Source organism: Kribbella koreensis (assembly GCF_039525325.1).
GTDB classification, from domain to species: Bacteria; Actinomycetota; Actinomycetes; order Propionibacteriales; family Kribbellaceae; genus Kribbella; species Kribbella koreensis.
In genome coordinates, this window is record NZ_BAAAHK010000018.1 from 88,526 (window position 1) to 106,678 (window position 18,153).

19 protein-coding genes are annotated in these 18,153 nt (G+C 68.6%); 9 read left to right on the plus strand and 10 right to left on the minus strand.

Features of this window, described 5'->3' with window-relative positions; all coding sequences use genetic code 11:
• The gene (locus ABD116_RS33485; RefSeq protein WP_343979748.1) at positions 1–840 is read right to left on the minus strand and encodes a carbon-nitrogen hydrolase family protein; all 840 of its coding nucleotides are present in this window, start codon (positions 838–840) and stop codon (positions 1–3) included.
• On the minus strand, positions 837–1,727 hold the full coding sequence (locus ABD116_RS33490; protein WP_343979751.1) for an MSMEG_0567/sll0787 family protein: 891 nt from the start codon (positions 1,725–1,727) through the stop codon (positions 837–839). Before ABD116_RS33490 ends, ABD116_RS33485 begins: the two co-directional genes overlap by 4 nt.
• A 309-nt stretch (positions 1,728–2,036) precedes the next feature.
• On the opposite strand from ABD116_RS33490, the gene ABD116_RS33495 reads away from it, so the two are divergent.
• The gene (locus tag ABD116_RS33495; RefSeq protein WP_343979754.1) at positions 2,037–2,420 is read left to right on the plus strand and encodes a hypothetical protein; all 384 of its coding nucleotides are present in this window, start codon (positions 2,037–2,039) and stop codon (positions 2,418–2,420) included.
• A gap of 20 nt (positions 2,421–2,440) precedes the next feature.
• Here ABD116_RS33495 and ABD116_RS33500 read toward each other — a convergent pair whose 3' ends face one another.
• The 5 genes from ABD116_RS33500 to ABD116_RS33520 all read right to left on the minus strand — a co-directional run bounded on the left by ABD116_RS33500 (position 2,441) and on the right by ABD116_RS33520 (position 6,781).
• Positions 2,441–3,511, minus strand: coding sequence for an MSMEG_0568 family radical SAM protein (locus ABD116_RS33500; protein WP_343979758.1), 1,071 nt, complete (start codon positions 3,509–3,511; stop codon positions 2,441–2,443).
• A 10-nt stretch (positions 3,512–3,521) separates the two neighbouring features.
• A complete protein-coding gene (locus ABD116_RS33505) occupies positions 3,522–4,043 on the minus strand; it encodes an MSMEG_0572/Sll0783 family nitrogen starvation response protein (RefSeq protein ID WP_132190819.1) in 522 nt (173 codons plus the stop codon).
• A 15-nt stretch (positions 4,044–4,058) separates the two neighbouring features.
• Positions 4,059–4,877 carry an amidohydrolase family protein gene (locus ABD116_RS33510; RefSeq protein WP_343979765.1) on the minus strand — a complete coding sequence of 273 codons (819 nt, stop codon included), beginning with the start codon at positions 4,875–4,877 and terminating at the stop codon, positions 4,059–4,061.
• Positions 4,878–4,887: 10 nt separating this feature from the next.
• The gene (locus ABD116_RS33515) at positions 4,888–6,183 is read right to left on the minus strand and encodes an MSMEG_0569 family flavin-dependent oxidoreductase (protein ID WP_343979768.1); all 1,296 of its coding nucleotides are present in this window, start codon (positions 6,181–6,183) and stop codon (positions 4,888–4,890) included.
• A gap of 160 nt (positions 6,184–6,343) precedes the next feature.
• A complete protein-coding gene (locus ABD116_RS33520; RefSeq protein ID WP_343979771.1) occupies positions 6,344–6,781 on the minus strand; it encodes a winged helix-turn-helix transcriptional regulator in 438 nt (145 codons plus the stop codon).
• Positions 6,782–6,819: 38 nt separating this feature from the next.
• Between ABD116_RS33520 and ABD116_RS33525 the strand changes: the two genes are divergently transcribed.
• Positions 6,820–8,055, plus strand: coding sequence for an MFS transporter (locus ABD116_RS33525; RefSeq protein ID WP_343979774.1), 1,236 nt, complete (start codon positions 6,820–6,822; stop codon positions 8,053–8,055).
• Positions 8,056–8,102: 47 nt separating this feature from the next.
• On the opposite strand, the gene ABD116_RS33530 is transcribed toward ABD116_RS33525, so the two are convergent.
• Entirely contained in the window at positions 8,103–9,725 is a 1,623-nt protein-coding gene (locus ABD116_RS33530) for an AMP-binding protein (RefSeq protein WP_343979777.1), read from the minus strand.
• 223 nt (positions 9,726–9,948) lie between these two features.
• Between ABD116_RS33530 and ABD116_RS33535 the strand changes: the two genes are divergently transcribed.
• Positions 9,949–11,412, plus strand: a complete 1,464-nt coding sequence (locus ABD116_RS33535; protein ID WP_343979780.1) for a restriction endonuclease — start codon at positions 9,949–9,951, stop codon at positions 11,410–11,412.
• Here the strand turns inward: ABD116_RS33535 and ABD116_RS33540 are convergent.
• Positions 11,405–12,346 carry a DUF6454 family protein gene (locus ABD116_RS33540; RefSeq protein WP_343979783.1) on the minus strand — a complete coding sequence of 314 codons (942 nt, stop codon included), beginning with the start codon at positions 12,344–12,346 and terminating at the stop codon, positions 11,405–11,407. The two genes, ABD116_RS33535 and ABD116_RS33540, sit on opposite strands and share 8 nt — an antisense overlap.
• A 27-nt stretch (positions 12,347–12,373) precedes the next feature.
• On the opposite strand from ABD116_RS33540, the gene ABD116_RS33545 reads away from it, so the two are divergent.
• From ABD116_RS33545 to ABD116_RS33565, 5 genes are all read left to right on the plus strand, one after another.
• Positions 12,374–12,994 (plus strand): SIMPL domain-containing protein, encoded by a 621-nt coding sequence (locus ABD116_RS33545; RefSeq protein ID WP_343979786.1) that lies wholly within the window; start codon positions 12,374–12,376, stop codon positions 12,992–12,994.
• A gap of 123 nt (positions 12,995–13,117) precedes the next feature.
• Positions 13,118–13,885: a hypothetical protein gene (locus tag ABD116_RS33550; protein ID WP_343979788.1), complete on the plus strand. Its 768-nt coding sequence runs from the start codon at positions 13,118–13,120 to the stop codon at positions 13,883–13,885.
• A gap of 79 nt (positions 13,886–13,964) precedes the next feature.
• The gene (locus ABD116_RS33555) at positions 13,965–15,200 is read left to right on the plus strand and encodes an Nramp family divalent metal transporter (RefSeq protein WP_343979791.1); all 1,236 of its coding nucleotides are present in this window, start codon (positions 13,965–13,967) and stop codon (positions 15,198–15,200) included.
• A gap of 7 nt (positions 15,201–15,207) precedes the next feature.
• Positions 15,208–15,999, plus strand: a complete 792-nt coding sequence (locus tag ABD116_RS33560; RefSeq protein ID WP_343979793.1) for a metallophosphoesterase — start codon at positions 15,208–15,210, stop codon at positions 15,997–15,999.
• A gap of 68 nt (positions 16,000–16,067) precedes the next feature.
• The gene (locus tag ABD116_RS33565; protein ID WP_343979795.1) at positions 16,068–16,445 is read left to right on the plus strand and encodes a DUF427 domain-containing protein; all 378 of its coding nucleotides are present in this window, start codon (positions 16,068–16,070) and stop codon (positions 16,443–16,445) included.
• Here the strand turns inward: ABD116_RS33565 and ABD116_RS33570 are convergent.
• Positions 16,432–17,214, minus strand: coding sequence for an alpha/beta fold hydrolase (locus ABD116_RS33570; protein WP_343979798.1), 783 nt, complete (start codon positions 17,212–17,214; stop codon positions 16,432–16,434). The genes ABD116_RS33565 and ABD116_RS33570 overlap by 14 nt on opposite strands.
• 81 nt (positions 17,215–17,295) lie before the next feature.
• Here ABD116_RS33570 and ABD116_RS33575 point away from each other — a divergent pair, with 81 nt between their 5' ends.
• Positions 17,296–18,102 (plus strand): GNAT family N-acetyltransferase, encoded by an 807-nt coding sequence (locus tag ABD116_RS33575; RefSeq protein WP_343979801.1) that lies wholly within the window; start codon positions 17,296–17,298, stop codon positions 18,100–18,102.
• The last annotated feature ends 51 nt before the right edge of the window (positions 18,103–18,153 follow it).

Consider the following 18,153-nt stretch of genomic DNA (forward strand, 5'->3'; position numbering starts at 1 on the left):
TCAGGTCCGTACGAGCTCTGGGGTTCCGTAGGTTTCCGGGCGGCGGTCGCGCAGGTGGCCCATCGAGCGGCGGGCTTGCTCCAGTGCGGCTTCGACATCCAGCTCGGCGATGGCCATGCCTTCGGTGATGCCGGTGTCGGCGATGATCTCGCCGCCGGGGTCGACGATCTTGGCGCTGGCGACGAAGCGGAGCGCGCCGAACATGCCGGACTGGTTGGCGGACAGCCAGACGACCTGGTTCTCCAACGCACGCGCGCGGTCGAACAGGTCGAAGCGGCGTTTCCAGCGGTCCTTGGAGAGGTCGGGATCGGGGTTGGTCCGAGCGCCCGGCCAGGCCGAGACGCAGGCGATGATCTGAGCGCCGTCCATCGCGAGCGTACGAGCCGCTTCGGGGAACGCCTTGTCGTAACAGATCATCAGGCCCAGCCGCCCGACCGGAGTATCGAACGCCTCGAAGCGATCACCCGCCGCGTAGTGCGCGTCCTCCTGCAGCGGTTGGTGAACCTTGCGGTGATGGCCGAGGACGCCGTCGCCGTTGACGCAGACCGCGCTGTTGTAGATCAGCCCGCCGTCGGATTCGGCGTACCCGGCGATGACGGTCAGGTCGCCGGCCAGCTTCGACAGCCGGGCGATCTCGTCGCCGTCGAGGGCGAAGGCGGGCGGAGAGTCCGCAGTACCGTCGAGGCTCAGGAGGTAACCGCCGAGGGCGCCTTCTGGCAGGGCGAGAAGCTGTACGCCGGCCGCGCGGGCGTCGGCGATCAGCCGCGCGATGCGCTGGAAGTCGGCCTCGAGGTCGCGATCGAAGTTGGCGGCGACGGCCGCCATCCGCAGGGTCGTCATGCCGCTCCCATTCCGGTCACCCCGGCCGGGATGACCTCCGTGATCTCGCCGTCCGGCCACCGCAGACTCACGCCCTGCCCTTCGGTGAGCCGCCCACAGACGCGACTCTCAGCCGGGCCGGCCTCAAGCTCCTGCGGACCCGCGGTCACCATCGCGAACCCGGGGAAACAAGTCAGCCAATCCCCCATCGACGCATCGGCCGGCTTCGGAACATCCGCAACATCGAGGACCGCCCCACACCCACTGGCCTCAGCCAGCATCCCCAGCGTCCCCACGACCCCCGCCATCGAGACATCCTTCGCCGCCTTGGGTTTCGCCCGGCCCACGGCCTTCACCATCGTCTGCAACTCTTCGCTGCTCCGATGACCGGTCGAATCCCACTGCCGCCCCGCATACCCCGGACGCCAACCACCTCCAAGATCAGCCGTCAACCTCACCGCATCCCCCGGGCGGCCGCCTCCCCCAGGTACCGGCTCTTCCGCCTTCCCCAACGCGGTGACGCTAAGCGCAGCCGGTACGCCGAACTGCGTATGCCCACCCAACACCGGCACCCCGTAAGCCTGCGCCGCCCGCCTCAGCCCACTCAGTATCCGCGCGACAAACGCCCCATCCCGAGCCCCCACCGAATCCAGCAACCCAACCGGCGTAGCCCCCATCGCCGCCAAGTCATTCACGTTGACGAGCACGGAACACCACCCAGCCCACTCCGGATCCCGCTCCACCATCGCCGGCACGATCGCATCACACGCCGCCACCAAATCACTCCCCGGCACCGGAGCCCCGTCATCCCCAACAAACCCCTCCGGCCCCACCCCCTGCAACAACTCCCCCAACTCCGACTTGGTAGCCGCCACCAACTGCTGCACCCTGCCGATCGGCCACCGCATCAACACATGTGGTCTCCCGGCAACCTCCACCGGCCGAACCGTTTCCCACCCCAACCGCTGAAAGAACCGATAGGTCCCCGTCTGCACAGTCGCCTCAAACCGCAACACCCCACTCGCTTCAGCCCAAGCCGCCGCAGCCCGAACCAGCGCCGCCCCGACCCCGGGTGCGGCACCGCCAGCCGCTGCGACCCCGCTATCCGCCTGACCGCCTGCGGTGGGACGGGCACCCGGTACCGCGTGACCGCCTGCGGTGGGGCGGGCACCCGGCACCGCGCGATGTGCGGGAGCGTCGCGGTGAGGAGCTGAGCGGTGTGCGCCGGACGCAGTCACCAGGCGGCCGCCCTGCCACCAGCCGATGTCCGGGCCGTCCACGGCCGGGCCCAACCGGACACCTCCGACCACCTCCCCGGACTGCGCCCGGGCGACGAGCACAACGGTGCGCGGATCGTCGTCCCGGTCGTCGCGATCGCTGCCCGCGAACAGTCCTTGGGCTTCGACGAACGCCTGGTGGCGCAGGGCGTAGTACGCCTGCAGCGTCTCAGCGTCAGCCGCTCGCTCGATCAGAAAGCGCGGCGCCGGGTCGCCCAAGAGGGCGTGCACATCAGCCGCCCGCCGGACCCCGGTCGGCTGTGCCGGCACAGCCGCCATTGCGCTCAGCTGCGGCGGCGCAGACGCCGCAGCACCGGGCTGTAGGCCGAGTGCCTGAGAGCTGCTCATGCGCCGGCTGCTGACAGGAGGCTGCAGGCTCCGCAGGCGGCGCAGCCTGCGGCTTGGTCGGCGCCTCGCATGTCCGCTTCCTTCAGGAGGGCGGAGACTCGGGCGGTGATGTCTTGCACCAACCGGGGGTCGGGTGGGGTGACGCCGTCGGCGCGGGCGAGGGTGCCGAGCATGGGGCGGAGGGGGACGACGAAGGGGTAGATGCCGCGGGAGATGAGGTTGGCGGCGCCGGCTACCAAGTCGTCGGGGTCTTCGCCCATGCCGATCAGGAGGTACGTCGAGACGCGGTTGCGGCCGAAGACGCGGACGGCCTCGTCCCAGGCCGCGTCGTACTCGGCCAGCGGCACCGTTGATTTGCCGGGCATCCAGTGGCGGCGGATCTCGTCGTCGAGGGATTCGACGTGGATGCCGATGGAGGTCGCGCCCGCTTCGTACAGGTCGGTGATGACGGAGAGGTCGCCCGGGGGTTCGATCTGGACCTGGATCGGTAGGCCGGGGGCGGCTTCGAGGACGGCTCGGACGCAGCGGACCAGGTTCCGGGCGCCGCGGTCGGGGCCGGTGGTGGTACCAGTGGTCATCACCATCTGGGTGACGCCGTCCAGACGGACAGCGGCCTCGGCCACCTCGGCCAGTTGGCGTGGGGTCTTGGCTGCGACGGTCGCTCCAGCACGCAGCGACTCCTCGATCGAGCAGAACCGGCAACGCGTCGACTCGTCGTACCGGATGCAGGTCTGGACGACGGTCGTGGCCAGGACGTCCTTCCCATGCAGCAAGGCGATCTGCTGGTAGGGGATGCCGTCAGCCGTCGTCAGGTCGTAGAAGCGCGGACGACGGACCGGCTCGACCGACAGCCCGAGGCTGAGGCCGTTGCGGTACACCCCGCCGTCCCGCACCTGATAGGGGCTGTCGGCAACGATGGGGAGGGTGGCGTTGGCACCGTCGACGACCAGGTGCCCGTCGTCGCTCGGGCCGGCGCCCTTGCTGCGGCGGACCGGGGCGTCCACCTGAACGCCGTACACGGCCATCTCGGCCCGGGCCGCCAGAGCTTCGTCGGTACCAACGCTCATGAGCAACCCCTCAGAACATGTACGTCGAGTTGATGATGGCGCCCTTGCGGGCATAGTGGATCAACGCGTCCTGCACATCGAGCGGATGCGTCGGGATGACCCCCTCGATCAGGTCCTCCTCGCGGGCCCCGTGCAGCGACAACCCGAAGCGGCAGCAGTACACCTTGCCGCCCTCGGCGATGAACGTCTTCAGCGACTCGTTGATGTTGTGCTCGCCGGGGAACGCGGAGTTGCCGGTGGTCGGGAAGCCTCGCGTCGCCAGACAGTTCAGCGAACCGGGACCGTAGAAGTAGATCGCCGACTCGAACCCCTTCCGCTGCGCCCGGGTCGCCTGCAGGATCGCGACGAAGCTCACCGACGACTCGTGCGCGATGCCGTGCACGAGGGTGAAGTAGGTCTCGCCGTCCTCGGCCTGGTAGTCGGGGAAGACCTTCGTACCGCCGTAGATGCTGGAGCCCTGCGGCAGGGACGGGTGCGGGATCTCTTCCAGGCTCTTGGTCTCGAGCTCGGTCAGTTCGGCCAGTTCGGGCATTGCTACTCCTCGGGGTCAGTCGTAGAGATGGTTGAAGGTGTGGTGGAAAACGTGGTCGCCGAGTTCGCCGTCGCCCATCGCGGCGCGGACCTTGGCGTACTCGCCGGCGTGGTCGCCCCAGGGCTGGTCGCTGGCGAACAGCACCCGGTCGTGGCCGATGCCGCGCCGCTCGATCTCGGCGGCCAGCCAGGCCGGGGCGAATCCGATCGCCCAGGACAGATCGGTGTAGACGCGCTTGCCGGCCGCGATCCAGTCGAAGAAGCGCGAGCCGATCAGCTTGATGTGCCCACTCATCCCGCCGCCGAAGTGGACGAGATGCAGCGGCACCTGGTCGGCGTACGTCTCGACCAGCAGACCGATGTGGTCGATGTCGGACGCGGCCCCGGGTGAGGTGTGAACGTGGACGACGAGGCCGTTTCGCCTTGCTGTCTTGAAGATCTCGTCCAGCTGCGGCCGGACCTCTTCGTCGGCCGGGTGACCGCCGAGCAGGAAACTCAACTTCAGCGCCCGTACGCCGGGTTCGGTCGCGAGCGTCAGCGCCTTGGCCGTCAGCTCGGCATCCTGCGGTCGCGGCGAGACCCACAGCCCGGCCCGGATCCGGTCGTCGCGGGCGGCCGCCTCGACCACGAGCTCGTTGAAGCCGAAGGAGACCGCGACATCCGGTACGCCGTAGTTCGGGATCACCACTGCGCGCTCGGTGCCCTCGGCGTCGAGATCGGCGAGCAACTCGTCGATCGTGGCGCGGGCGGTGAGGTCCGGATTGACCGGTGGGCCGCCGTAGAAGGGGTAGGCCGGGAGGACACCGAGATGCCGGTGCGCGTCGTTTGTCGACATGTCTATTGCCCTACGCAACCGTCTTCTGGGAACGGGGCAGGCCGGCGATCCAGCGCACCCCGGTCTGCATCCGGCGCTGGACGATCTGCTCGGCCAGGTACGCCGCGTCGTCCGCGACCCCGCCGAAGCGGCCCGAACCCCAGGTGTGCTGCCATGGCAGGCCCACGAAGTACAGGCCGGGGACGCTGGTCACGCCGCGGTGATGGGTCGGGTAGCCGCGGCCGTCGAAGACCGGGACCCGGATCCAGGCGTCGTCACGGCTGAAGCCGGTGCTCCAGACGACGGCGCTGATGCCTTGCAGGTCAAGGGTTTCCGGCTCGTCGGCAGGCTCCCAAACAGGTTGGTAGCGTGCCTCGACCGGCGCCTGGATGGCCTTCGAAGCGATGAAGGCGTCGATCGAGTCCTTGATGCCTTCGGAGACCGCGTCGGCGTGATCCAGATTGGCGCGAAGATCCGGCTTCAAACACAAAAGGCCATCCCGTACCTCCACCAGCCGGCCGTAGAGCTTCATGCCCTCCAGCGCGAAGCGGCGCAGATCGATGTCGCGCCCGCCGTCGCGGCCGGTGACGTAGTGATTGACCCGGAACCGAACAGCGTCGACATCGTCGAACTCGTCGATCCCCTTGGCGTAGTAGCCCATCTCGTCCAGCCAGGCGACGACATCCCGGCCGCGATAGAACCGCGCGACGCGTGGCGCCGACCCCGTCACCAGGTGGACCTGCCGCCCGGCCAGGTGGAGATCCTCGGCGATCTGGCAACCCGACTGCCCGGTGCCGACGACCAGAACCTCGCCGGCGTCGAGCTGCTCAGGATTGCGGTACTGCGAAGAATGCAGCTGCTGCAAACCGCCCGGCAGCCGATCGGCGAACCGCGGGATCTTCGGCCGCTGGTAAGGACCGGTCGCGAGGACGACCTGATCGGCCGTCACGGTTGCGACGTCCGTGGTCAGCCGGAAGCCCTGCGCTGTCTGCTCGAGGCCAGTCGCCCGCACGCCTTCGGCCAGCGGTACGTCGAAGGAGTTCGCATACGACTCCAGGTAGGCGACGATCTCGTCGCGGAGCATGAAGCCGTCGGCGTCGGGTCCGGCGTACGGGAAACCGGGAAGCCTGCATTGCCAGTTGGGCGTGACCAGGCAGAAGGAGTCCCACCGCCGATTGCGCCACTCGCTGCCGACGCGGTCGGCCTCCAGTACGACGTGGTCGAGGCCGCGGGCGGTCAGTTGCCAGCTGGTCGCCAGGCCGGCCTGGCCGCCGCCGACGACGACCACCGGGTAGTGCGCGTCTTCGCGAAGACTGACCTGCGGCATGTCGGCTCCCGGGGATTCGGTGCGGCCTGGATGTCATCCAGTGAAGAACCGCCCGATTGCCGCACGATTGCCCCCGGAACAAACTCCGGTTTCCGAACTGCCCTGCTGAGTTTCGGGTGGGTAACCACGATCTCTCAGCGGACAGCCAGGTGGGCCGCGCTCACGCGAGCTTGCGGACCTCGGTCTCGGCCGCCGTGACGAGCCGGCCGTCGGCGGCATGGACCTCCAACGGCCGCAGCGGCTTCCCGTCGCGGGTGTCCAGTAGTTCCGAGTGCGGCTCCCCTGGCGCGAAGGAGAACGCCTCGCCCCACTGGCGCAGCGCGACGATCACCGGGAACAGCGCCTCGCCTTTGGGGGTGAGGACGTACTCGTTGTGCGCGCCGGCCGGGACCAGCTCGAGGATGCCGTTGTCGGTCAGCGCCTTGAGCCGCGCGCTGAGGATGTTCTTGGCGACGCCGAGGCTGCGCTGGAACTCGCCGAACCGCCGGCTCCCGTCGAAAGCATCCCGCACGATCAGCAGCGACCACCAGTCGCCGACCGCGTCGACGGACCGCGCGACCGGGCACTCCGCGTCGCCGAAACTCGTTCGCTTCACCATGGTTGCAAAATGCTACCACTTGAGTTTACGGTTTCAACATGCAACCTCAGCGACTGTTCCTGGCCGTCGCCGCCGGCGTCGCGGTCGCCAACGTGTACTTCGCGCAGCCTCTGCTGGCCACGATGGGCGCGGACCTCGGCATCTCCCCCGGCACGGTCGGCGTCTTCGTCACCGTCACCCAGCTCGGCTACGGCCTCGGGCTCTTCTTCCTCGTCCCCCTCGGTGACCTCCTCGACCGCCGCAAGCTGATCCGGGTGCAGTTCGTAGTACTGGCCGTCGCCCTGCTCCTCGTCGGCATAGCCCGCAACGCCGCCATACTGCTGATCGGTTTGGCCGCAGTCGGCCTGCTCGCCGTCGTCACCCAATCCCTGGTCGCCTTCGCCGCCTCCCTGAGCGCACCCGCCGAGCGAGGACGCGCAGTCGGCACAGTCACCAGCGGCGTCGTGATCGGCATCCTCCTGGCCCGTACGACGTCAGGCGCACTCACTGACCTAGCGGGCTGGCGTTCGGTCTACCTCATCTCGTGCGGCCTGAGCCTCCTGATAGCCCTGACCCTCTTCAAAGCCGCCCCGCAACCCCGGCCGCACCTGTCCTACTACGCCCTGCTGCGTTCGACCGCGCGGCTCTGGACCGAGGAGCCGGTCTTCCGCGCCCGCGCCCTGATGGCCTTCTTCATCTTCGCCGCGTTCAACACGTTGTGGAGCTCGGTCGTGCTCCCACTCACCGAGCAGTCCTTGTCCCACACCCAGATCGGCGCCTTCGGCCTGATCGCGGCGGTCGGCGCCGTCGCCGCAGGTCCAGCCGGGCGGCTCAACGACCAGGGCCGCGGCCAACTGGTGACGACGGCCGCCTCGGCGTTGCTGGTCGCAAGCTGGCTCCTGATCGTCTGGACCCCACAGTCCCTGTGGCCGTTGGCGTTCGGCATGATCGCCCTCGACCTCGCCGTACAGGCCATCCACGTCAGCAACCAGAGCTGCATCCTCGAGCTCCACCCGGAAGCGGCCAGCCGCCTCATCGCCGGCTACATGATCTTCTACTCGATCGGCAGCGCACTCGGCGCGATCCTCTCGACCGCCCTGTACGAAGCGGCCGGCTGGATCGCCGTTTGCTTGCTAGGGGCAACCTTCAGCCTGGGCGCGCTGGCTACCGCGTTGTCCGCAACGGTCGGCCGACGTCGTCACCCACGTCCAGGTGCCGCCAGAACCCGTTCGCCGGTGACACCGCACCCAGTGACTTGCCCGAGTGGGGAGGGAAATATACCGAGTCGGGGGTAAAACCCTCCCCAGTTCCGGACAAAACCCTCCTCAACGCAGGGCACCGGCTACTTCAGTCCGAGCAGGCCGAGTGACTTCTCGCGCATCTCGATCTTGCGGATCTTCCCGGTGACGGTCATCGGGAAGTCGTCGACCAGCAGGACGTAGCGGGGGATCTTGTAGTGGGCGAGTTTGCCGGTGGCGAACTCCTTCACCGCGGCCGCGTCCAACGGTCGAGCCCCGTCCTTGAGCTTGATCCAGGCGCAGAGTTCCTCGCCGTACCGGTCGTCCGGTACGCCGATCACCTGCACGTCCGCGATATCCGGGTGGGTGTAAAGGAACTCCTCGATCTCCCGCGGGTACACGTTCTCGCCGCCGCGGATGACCATGTCCTTGATCCGTCCGACGATGTTGACGTACCCGTCGTCGCGCATCTCGGCGAGGTCGCCGGTGTGCATCCAGCGTGCCTGGTCGATCGCCTCGGCGGTCTTCTCCGGCTCGTCCCAGTAGCCCAGCATCACGGAGTACCCACGGGTGCACAGCTCCCCCGGCTCACCGCGCGGTACGACGAGACCGGTCGCCGGATCGACCAGCTTCACCTCGACGTGCGGCATCACGCGGCCGACTGTCGACGTACGTCGGTCGAGATCGTCGTCACGCCGGGTCTGCGTGGAGACCGGCGACGTCTCGGTCATGCCGTAGCAGATCGCCACCTCGGCCATGTGCATGTCGGCGACACAACGCTTCATCACCTCGATCGGACACGGCGAACCGGCCATGATGCCGGTCCGCAACGAGGTGAGGTCGTAGGACGCGAAGTCCGGCAACCCGAGCTCGGCGATGAACATCGTCGGTACGCCGTACAGCCCCGTGCACCGCTCGTCCTGAACCGCCTTCAGGGTCGCCGCCGGGTCGAACGCCGGCCCCGGAATCACCATGCAGGCACCGTGTGTCGTGCAGCCGAGATTCGCCATCACCATGCCGAAGCAGTGGTAGAACGGCACCGGGATGCAGAGCCGGTCGTCCGGGCCGAAGCCGATCGTCTCGGTGACGAAGTACCCGTTGTTGAGGATGTTGTGATGGCTGAGGGTGGCGCCCTTGGGGAAGCCGGTCGTCCCCGACGTGTACTGGATGTTGATCGCGTCGTCGAAGCTCAACTCGCCCGCGCGCTCGTCCAGCTGCTCGACGCTGACGTCACCGGCGGCCTCGACGACCGCGTCCCAGTCCGGCGTACCGATGTAGACGACATCCGCCAGCGCCGCACAGTCCGGCCGCACCTCGTCGACCATCTTCCGATAGTCACTCGTCTTGAACTCGGTCGCCGAGATCAGCAGCTTCACCCCCGACTGATTCAGCGCATAAGCCAGCTCGTGCGTCCGGTACGCCGGATTGATGTTGACCAGGATCGCCCCGACCGCCGCCGTCGCGTACTGCGTGATCGTCCACTCGGCACAGTTGGGCGCCCAGATCCCGACCCGGTCGCCCTTCGCGATCCCCCGCCCGATCAACCCCCGGGCGAACTCGTCGACCACAGCCCCGAACTCGGCATAAGTCCACCGCCGCCCGCTGACGACCTCGACCATCGCCTCCCGGTCCCCGTACTCCGCGACCGTCCGTCTCAGGTTCTGCCCGATCGTTTCCCCCAGCAACGGAACCGCAGAAACCCCGGACGCATAAGAAGGCAGCCTCATCCAGCCATCGTCACCCCACACCCCACCAACGACAAGACGACACCGGGAGTCGCGCAGAGTTACCGCCCGGCTGGGGTTGCGGCGGTCGGCCACGGTGCGTTTGCAGCTGCGTGTGCGGTTGGAAACAAGGGGTGGACGGCAAGCAATGTCCTTGCCAACTCTGTGTCATTTCGGTTGCGGAGCGTGGTGGGGCGGTTACCTTTGGGGTGAGAGGTGTGAGGCGATGGGCCGAACCGCGCAAGGTCACGCCCGCAGCGACCGGCCGCCCGGGCGTACCGCCGAGGCGGCACAACGTACCGCTGCGGTGCAGGAGCGCGTCCTGGAGCTGGGTGGCATCCTGGCCGGCGCGCTGGCGATCGATGTCCACGGCACCGATCTGCAGACGCTGAAGCGGGCGCCCCGACGGGCCCCGCCGACCGTGCCGGCGGCTGAGCTCGCGGCGCGTCCCGGACCTGTCTGGGACGCGTTCGTGCCCCCGCGGCTGGGGCGGTTCCGCTGGTGGGGCACCGAACGCCGGTACGCGCGGCGGCTGGCCGAGGCCGAGGACCGGTTCGCGGAGGCCATCAACCGGCACCGGGCGGCCGAGGACACCCGGCGCGAGCGGGTGGCACGAGCCCTGCGGGAGCAGGCCGAGCAGCAGCGCCGGCTGGACGAGACCACCGAGGAGCAGCACGCCCGCATCGACGCCTACCAGCGCGCTGTCGAGAACCACGACCGCGAGGCGGTCACCCGCTACTTCCGCAAGGCCCTCGAACGGGTCACCGAGCCCCAAGACTTCCCCCGCCGACGGAGGGTCGGCTACGTGCCCGAGTCGACGTTGCTGGCCGTCGAATGGGACCTCCCGGACCTCAGCGTCGTACCAGCCGAGGCGTCGTATCGCTACGACCGCGAGGCAGACGCGGTAGTCGCTGTGCCGCGCCCAGAGAAGCAAGTACGGCTCCTGTACCAGCAACTCGTTGCCCAGTTGGCCTTGCGGGCCCTGCACGTGGTGTTCGGCAGCGACCGCTACAACGTGGTCGACACCGTCGTGTTCAACGGCATGGTCGAGTCCGTGGACCTCCCGACCGGCCAGACCGTCCGCCCGTGCCTCATCACCCTCAGGGCCACCCGCGAGCAGTTCGAAGCCCTGGTACTTGACCAGCTCGACCCAGTCGCCTGCGTCCGCCACTACTTCGCCGCAGAGGTCTCCAGGCACCCAGAGGAGCTGCAGCCGGTCGAACCCGTGCTGGACTTCGACCTGGCCGACCCGCGCACCATCCGGCCCATCGACGTCATCAGCGAGATCGACAGCCGCCCGAACCTGTTGGAGCTCACCCCTGACGAGTTCGAGCACCTGGTGCACAACCTGCTGACCCGGATGGGGCTGGAGACGCGGTTGTTCCGCAGTGGCAACGACGGTGGCATCGATTGCGTCGCCTACGACCCCCGACCGATCACCGGCGGCAAGTTCGTCGTACAGGCCAAGCTCTACACGCGTACTGTCCCGCCATCGGCCGTGCGGGACCTCTTCGGGACGGTGCTGGACGCCGGAGCCACCAAGGGCATCCTGATCACCACCAGTGGCTTCGGCCCGTCCAGCTACCAGTTCGCCAACGGGAAGCCGCTGCAACTGATCGACGGCACCGGCCTGCTCGCCCTCTGCCATCAGCACGACATCCCCGCCCGCATCGTCCCGCGCGCTAGCTGATGGGCGACTCGTAGATCAGCAGCTCCGTACCGGTAGCACCCTCGCCGTCATCCGGTGCAGTGAAGAGCCGCAGCTTGGACCCGTCGACCTCCAGCGCCACTGGGTTCCTGGTGACGGAGTGGCCGGCGGTGGAGTACGCAGGGAACGGGATCTCGTGCAGGATGCGGTTGTCGTCGTTCAGGTCGAGCAGTGCCAGCCCTCCGAGTTCGAAGTTGCCGCCGGTCGGCGTCTTGAGCCCAGTGACCCCACCACACAACTGCTTACTCCGGCCGACGTAGTCGCAGTCCTGGTAGTCCAGCAGGTGGCTCTGGTTCGGCTGCTTGTCCACCTGCTTGCCAGCGGCGGTCCACGCATACAGCGTCCGCGACCCCCAGCTCACCCCGTGCACCAGCCCGGTACGCCGGTCCCGCACAACCCCGCCGACGTGATCCTTCACCCGGAACTGCTCACTCACCCGGTACGTCCGAGGGTTGATCTTGTAGACGATCCCCCGAGAGTTCGGCCGGTACTCCGCGGCCGGCACCCACACGTTCTCCCCGTCGTAGTCGATCCCGCCGGGGTGGTACGCCGTACCCTCGCCCACCCGGATGTCCTTCAACAGGTTGCCCTGGCGATCCAGCACGAAGACATGCCCGATCCCCTTGCCCGGCGTCCGGTCGTACCCGTCCACCGGCACCGGATACGGCACCGGCGCCTCCAGCACCTCGACACTCGACAGGTAGATCCGGTCACCCACCAACGCGAACCCCTGCGGGTGGTACGTCGGGAACTTCAACGGGATCCGCGCGACCTGCGTCCACGCCGTACTCCGCGTCGTCGCCTCGAATGCCCGCACGACCTTGTCATCGCGCCCAGCCGCGTCGGCGCCGACGACCGACAACCCGGCCACCAGCACTCCGGCCAACACGCTTGCCACCAACGTCTTCCTGCGCATCACGCTTCTCCTGTCAGACTGGCCCGTATGGACACTGGGATCACGGTTACCGGAACCGGGCAGGCTACTGCGCCGGCGGATCTACTGCGGCTGACTCTGAGTGTCGGTCATGATGCGGGCGATGTGGCGGCTGCTGTCGCACAAGTAGCCGAGAAGACCGACGCTGTTCATGCTGCGTTGAGTGCGCGGGGGGTCGAGGCGTCGGACATCGAGACCAGCACGGTCAACGTCTACCCGCAGTACAAGGACTCGATGTCGGTGGCGGGCTACCGGGCGTCGCACTCGCTCACCGTGACGACCAGGGACCTGACCGGCTTCGGGGCCCTGCTGAACGCCGCGGTCGATGCCGTCGGCAACGATCTCGGGATGGACGGGCTGAACTTCGACGTGGCGGAGAAGCAGCCGCTGATGGACCAGGCGCGGCAGCTCGCCTTCGCCCAGGCGCGCGAGAAGGCCGCTCAGCTGGCCGAGCTGGCCGGCCAGTCCCTCGGCTCCATCGCCGCCGTCACCGAAACCTACGGCCACGGCCCGATCCCGATGGCGCTCAGTGTCGCCAAGGGCTCCGGGGCCTACGACTCGGCCCTGACCATCACGCCCGGCGAGCAGACCATCCAGATCTCCCTCGACGTCCGGTGGAACTGGGCCTGACACGTTGCACAAAGCTGCAAAACGGCCACCGAGCGGCCGGCGGAGGGATATGGTGCACCCAGGTGCGCCGGGAAGTCTGGTCGGCAATCGTTTCGTCACGTCCCGACCCGAAAGGTTCCACCCATGGTGAACAGCCGATCCTTCCTGTCCCTCGTCCTCGCCGCCGGGCTTGCGACGACACTCGCAGCCTGCAACGGCAGCTCGGACAAGGCCGCGACGTCGCCGAGCACCAGCACGTCGTCCTCGACCCCGCCGCCGAGCACCACCCCGGCGCCGACGACCCCCTCGGTCACTCAGTCGGCCCCGGTGCCCGCGGCGCGGACCAAGGCGGAGCTGACCAAGGCACTCCTGGAGCTGCCGGATCTCCCGTCGGGCTTCTCGATCGACAACTCCCCCGACGAGGCGGACGACACCAAGCTGTCGTCGACCGATGCCCGGTGCAAGGACCTCGTCCTGCTCTTCAACGCCAAGACCCCGCCCGGCGCGAAGGTCGTCGCGACCCGCTCGTTCACCGGCGGCCAGCAGGGCCCGTTCTTCGACGAAGAGCTGGACGCGATGGGCTCACCCGCCGCCGCCACCGCGCTGCTGAACCGCACCAGGGCGGCGATCAGGTCCTGCAAGTCGGCCAAACTGACCGTCCCCGGCACCGGCAGCTCGACGGTCGAGGTCAGCGAGATCTCTGTACCCAAGGCAGGCACCGGCCCGGTCGGCGGCCGGTTCGTGGCCGACGGCGGGCCGCTGGACGGCGGCGAGGTGCTGTTCGGCTTCACCGGGATCGGCGATGTCGTGCTCGCGATGAGCTTCGACACCCCCGATGTCCTGGACGGCGCGCTCGGCGACGCAGCGGCCAAGGCGATCAAGGTGCTCGGCGCCCCCAAGACCGGGGCCTGATCGCGGCCGTCTCAGATTGAGACGACTCTCCTACGCTTGCGCAGATGACGGAACGGGGTCCGGTACCTAAGGTCGAGCCATGTACGCACCGGCTCCGCTCAGGCGACAACTGAATCGTTCGGGTCTGTTGCTGCTCGGTCCCGCCTTCGTGGCGGCGGTCGCGTACGTCGATCCGGGCAACTTCGCGACGAACATCGCCGCGGGCGCGACGTACGGGTATCTGCTCTGCTGGGTCGTGGTCGGCGCGAACCTGATGGCCGTCCTGGTGCAGTACCTGGCGGCCAAGGCGAGCATCGCGACCGGCCGGACCCTGCCGCAGCTGTGCCGGGAGCACTTCAAGCGATCCACCTCGTCCGGGTTGTGGGCGCAGGCCGAGCTGGTGGCGGTCGCGACCGACCTGGCCGAGGTGGTCGGCGGCGCGATCGCGCTCAACCTGCTGTTCGGGATCCCGCTGCTGCTGGGTGGCGTGATCACCGGCGCGGTCTCGTTCGCCTTGCTGATCTATCAGTCGAAGCGCGGGCAGCGGCCGTTCGAGGCGGCGATCGTCGGGTTGCTGGCGGTGGTACTGGTCGGGTTCGTGGTGTCGACGTTCCAGTCGCATCCGTCCGCGTCGGGCGTGGTGGGCGGTCTGGTACCGCGCCTGGACGGCACCCAGTCGATCGTGCTCGCCGCCGGCATGCTCGGCGCGACGGTGATGCCGCACGCGATCTGGTTGCACGGGGCCCTCGTCACGGACCGGCACTGGAAGTCGATCCGGTCCGCGAAGGGCAGGCAACGGGTGCTGCGCGCCACCCGGATGGACGTCGCGGTCGCGATGGCGCTGGCCGGCGCGGTCAACCTGGCGATGGTCGTGCTCGCGGCCGCTGCGCTGAAGGGCACCGGGGCCGACTCGCTCGACGCCGCCCACGCCGCGATCGGCGATCGGCTCGGTCATACGGCGGCGCTGTTGTTCGCGCTCGCACTCCTCGCGTCGGGCTTCGCATCGTCCTCGGTCGGTACGTACGCGGGGTCGGTCATCCTCGAGGGGTTCTGGAAGCGGCACGTGCCGCTGGCGACGCGGCGGCTCATCACGCTCGCCCCGGCGCTGATCATCCTGGCGATCGGGATCGACCCCAGCCGGGCGCTGGTCGTCTCGCAGGTCGTGCTGAGCTTCGGCATCCCGTGCGCGCTGTGGCCTTTGGTACGTCTCACGGCTTCCCGGCGCGTCATGGGTGAGCTTGTCAACCGGTTGCCGACTACTCTCCTGGCATGCCTGGTAGCAACCGCCGTCACGGCCCTCAACGTCGTACTGATCGTGCTGACGCTGCGGGGGTGAGCCCCGCGTGACCGCTGTGTATGCGGTCAGCGACATCCATGGCCACCCGGACAAGCTCGCCGCGGCGCTCCAGGAGGCCGGGCTGATCGACGCCGAGGGCAACTGGTCGAACCAGGACGTGCGGCTGTGGTTCCTGGGCGACTTCTTCGACCGCGGGCCGGACGGCGTCGGCGTACTGGCGCTGGTCCGCCGACTGGTGGCGCAGGCCGAGGCGGGCCAGGGCGAGGTCCGGGTGCTGCTCGGCAACCACGAGATCCTCGCGCTAGGGATGCGCAAGTTCGGCGACACGTTCGTACCGCACGAGGGCATCACGTCCCGCAGCTTCGAGCGCAGCTGGGCGCTGAACGGCGGCCAGGACCGTGACCAGGAGCTGCTCACCGACGACGACGTCGCCTGGCTGCTGGACCAGCCGATGCTCGGGCTGGACGCCGATCACCTGCTGATGCACTCCGACACCGAGGAGTACCTCGACTGGGGTGACTCGATCGACGAGATCAACGCGAACGTCCGGGCCGAGCTGCACAGCGACGAGATCACCGTCTGGTGGGAGATCTGGCGCCGGATGACGTCGCGGTACGCGTTCCGCGGCGAGGCCGGCCCGGTGGTCGCGGCCGAACTGCTCGACCGGCTCGGCGGCCGCCGGATCGTACACGGGCACAGCATCGTGGCCGACCAGCTCGGCATCGACCCGGCCTACCTGACCGGTCCGCTGCTGTACGCCGACGGGCTGGCGCTCGGCATCGACGGCGGCACCTTCGACGGCGGGCCCTGCCTGGTCGTCAAACTGCTGCCGATCTGACGGAATGCCCTGGGGCCAGGGGTGGTTGACGCTTGAAGTAGATGCCGCACGCCCTTTGGAGCTGAGCCATGTCTGACAAGCCCGTCAAGATCCCCGGTCCCGACCACCCGATCACGGTCGAGAAGAACCCGGACCGGGTCGTCGTGAAGGTCGCCGGTCAGGTGATCGCGGACAGCCGTGACGCGCTGTCACTGCAGGAGGCCAACTACCCGGCCGCGCAGTACATCCCGCGCAAGGACGTCGACATGACGCTGTTGCAGCGGACCGACAACGAGACCTACTGCCCCTACAAGGGCGACGCCAACTACTTCAGCATCGTGCCCGGCGGCGAGCAGACCGTGAACGCCGTCTGGACCTACGAGAACCCCTACGACGCCGTCGCCGACATCCGCGACCACGTCGCCTTCTACCCCGACCGCGTCTCGATCGAGATCATCGCCGACTGAGAAACTCGGTGAGTACCGGCGCCAGCACCTCTGCCGGTACTACGTGATGCTGCCCGTCGAGCTCGACGAGCCTCCCGTTCGGAAGCGTCTTGGCGGCGGATCGCGCTGCCTCGGTCATGAACGGGGGACTCGCCGACCCGGCGACGACGAGCGTCGGCTGGTGGATGGTCCCGAGCAGGCTGACCGGCACGATGCCGCCCTTCGCGGGGTGGTCCATGACGGCGAAGTCATAGGCGAGCGTGTGCGCGACCTCGGCCATGCCGGGGGTTTTCGCGTATTCGGTAGCGTCCTCCGACGGCATGCCCGCCATCGTGAGAAACGTCGCGACTGCATCGGTCCGGCGACCTTCCGCGAGCAGCTGCAGCACAGCGGCTCCGGCCTGGTCGGACTGCTGCTGCGACTCCTCGTCGTCGGGCCCGTAGGGCGGCTCGTGCAGCACGGCCCGGGTGACCGGGAGGCTGCTGGCGGCCATGGCGACGAGCGCGGCGCCGGAGGAGTGGCCGTAGACGGCTGCGCTTCCGCCGACCGCGTCGATGAGTGCGCCGAGGTCCTGGATTTCGCGCGCGACGGCGTACGGGCTGGTGTCGCTGCTGTCGCCGCGGCCCCGGCGGTCGTAGGTGATGACGGTGAAGTTCGACGCGAGCGCCTCGGCCAAGGGATGGGCGCCGCTGCGGGTGGAGAGTGCTCCGTTGACCAGGATCACCGGCGTACCGGAGCCGGAGCGGTCGTAGGCGATCGTCGTACCGTCTGCTGAGCGTGTGGTGTCCATACCGGTGACGTCGGAGCGGCCGCGGCTCGCTCGACATATTCGGTTGTCGGCGGACCTGGCGGGCTGCTTCACTGCGCGGTGATGAGCTATCTCTCGAGAGTCGACGACTACCTGCACGCCGCTCCGCTGTCCGGCGCCGAGGCGCTGGACGTTGGGCCGTTCACCTTGTTCCGGTCGACCACGAGCTGGCCGTACTACGCTCGCCCGGTGCCCGGGTCGGGTGCGACCGTCACCGTCGCCGACCTCGAGGATCTGCGGGCTCGTTGTGCGGAACTCGGGTTGCCGTTCAACCTCGAGTGGGTGGTCGAGACGTGCCCCTCACTGGGTCCGGCTGCTGCCGAGGCTGGGCTCGAGGTGACTTCGTACCCGCTGCTCGTGCTCGAGCGGGGTGACTTCACGCCGGTCACGACCTCGCTGCGGTGCGAGATCCTGCCGGCCTCTGCCGACCTGCTGCGGCAGGCGCGCGCGGTGGCTGACGTGGGCTTCGGTACACCCGGGACGGCGATCGGCGAAGGCGGGATCGAGGCGCGGGACGCCAGCGCCGCCTCGGCCACTGACGAAAAGACCGCTGCCCTGGTCGAGCGGGCTGAGGCTGGATTCTCCGTCACGGCCGGCGTCTACGGCGACCAGGGACTCGTCGCCTCCGGCATTCACCAGCCGGTCGGCGACGCCAGCGAGGTCGTCGGCGTGGCCACCCTCCCGGCGATGCGCCGCCAGGGCCTGGGCGCCGCGATCACCAGCTGCCTGGTCGAGCACGCCTTCGACAACGGGGTGGACCTCGTCCTGCTCTCCGCCGGCAGCGACACGATCGCGTCGGTCTACGAACGGGTCGGCTTCCGCCGGATCGGCCACGCGGGCGCCGCTGAACCCGCCCAACCTGCTGAATAGCGACAAGAGTTGGGCCGCGAATCGTTCGGGTTGGGGTAATGGGCATACCGT

Bases quoted from the DNA above. Each gene is read 5' to 3' on its own strand.
- ABD116_RS33525 (WP_343979774.1), top strand. From the start codon at position 6,820: ATGCAACCTCAGCGACTGTTCCTGGCCGTCGCCGCCGGCGTCGCGGTC.
- ABD116_RS33485 (WP_343979748.1), bottom strand. From the start codon at position 840: ATGACGACCCTGCGGATGGCGGCCGTCGCCGCCAACTTCGATCGCGAC.
- ABD116_RS33550 (WP_343979788.1), top strand. From the start codon at position 13,118: ATGGTGAACAGCCGATCCTTCCTGTCCCTCGTCCTCGCCGCCGGGCTT.
- ABD116_RS33575 (WP_343979801.1), top strand. From the start codon at position 17,296: ATGAGCTATCTCTCGAGAGTCGACGACTACCTGCACGCCGCTCCGCTG.
- ABD116_RS33505 (WP_132190819.1), bottom strand. From the start codon at position 4,043: ATGCCCGAACTGGCCGAACTGACCGAGCTCGAGACCAAGAGCCTGGAA.
- ABD116_RS33565 (WP_343979795.1), top strand. From the start codon at position 16,068: ATGTCTGACAAGCCCGTCAAGATCCCCGGTCCCGACCACCCGATCACG.
- ABD116_RS33520 (WP_343979771.1), bottom strand. From the start codon at position 6,781: ATGGTGAAGCGAACGAGTTTCGGCGACGCGGAGTGCCCGGTCGCGCGG.
- ABD116_RS33515 (WP_343979768.1), bottom strand. From the start codon at position 6,183: ATGCCGCAGGTCAGTCTTCGCGAAGACGCGCACTACCCGGTGGTCGTC.
- ABD116_RS33500 (WP_343979758.1), bottom strand. From the start codon at position 3,511: ATGAGCGTTGGTACCGACGAAGCTCTGGCGGCCCGGGCCGAGATGGCC.
- ABD116_RS33545 (WP_343979786.1), top strand. From the start codon at position 12,374: ATGGACACTGGGATCACGGTTACCGGAACCGGGCAGGCTACTGCGCCG.
- ABD116_RS33555 (WP_343979791.1), top strand. From the start codon at position 13,965: ATGTACGCACCGGCTCCGCTCAGGCGACAACTGAATCGTTCGGGTCTG.
- ABD116_RS33535 (WP_343979780.1), top strand. From the start codon at position 9,949: ATGGGCCGAACCGCGCAAGGTCACGCCCGCAGCGACCGGCCGCCCGGG.
- ABD116_RS33490 (WP_343979751.1), bottom strand. From the start codon at position 1,727: ATGCGGTGGCCGATCGGCAGGGTGCAGCAGTTGGTGGCGGCTACCAAG.
- ABD116_RS33540 (WP_343979783.1), bottom strand. From the start codon at position 12,346: ATGCGCAGGAAGACGTTGGTGGCAAGCGTGTTGGCCGGAGTGCTGGTG.
- ABD116_RS33570 (WP_343979798.1), bottom strand. From the start codon at position 17,214: ATGGACACCACACGCTCAGCAGACGGTACGACGATCGCCTACGACCGC.
- ABD116_RS33530 (WP_343979777.1), bottom strand. From the start codon at position 9,725: ATGAGGCTGCCTTCTTATGCGTCCGGGGTTTCTGCGGTTCCGTTGCTG.
- ABD116_RS33510 (WP_343979765.1), bottom strand. From the start codon at position 4,877: ATGTCGACAAACGACGCGCACCGGCATCTCGGTGTCCTCCCGGCCTAC.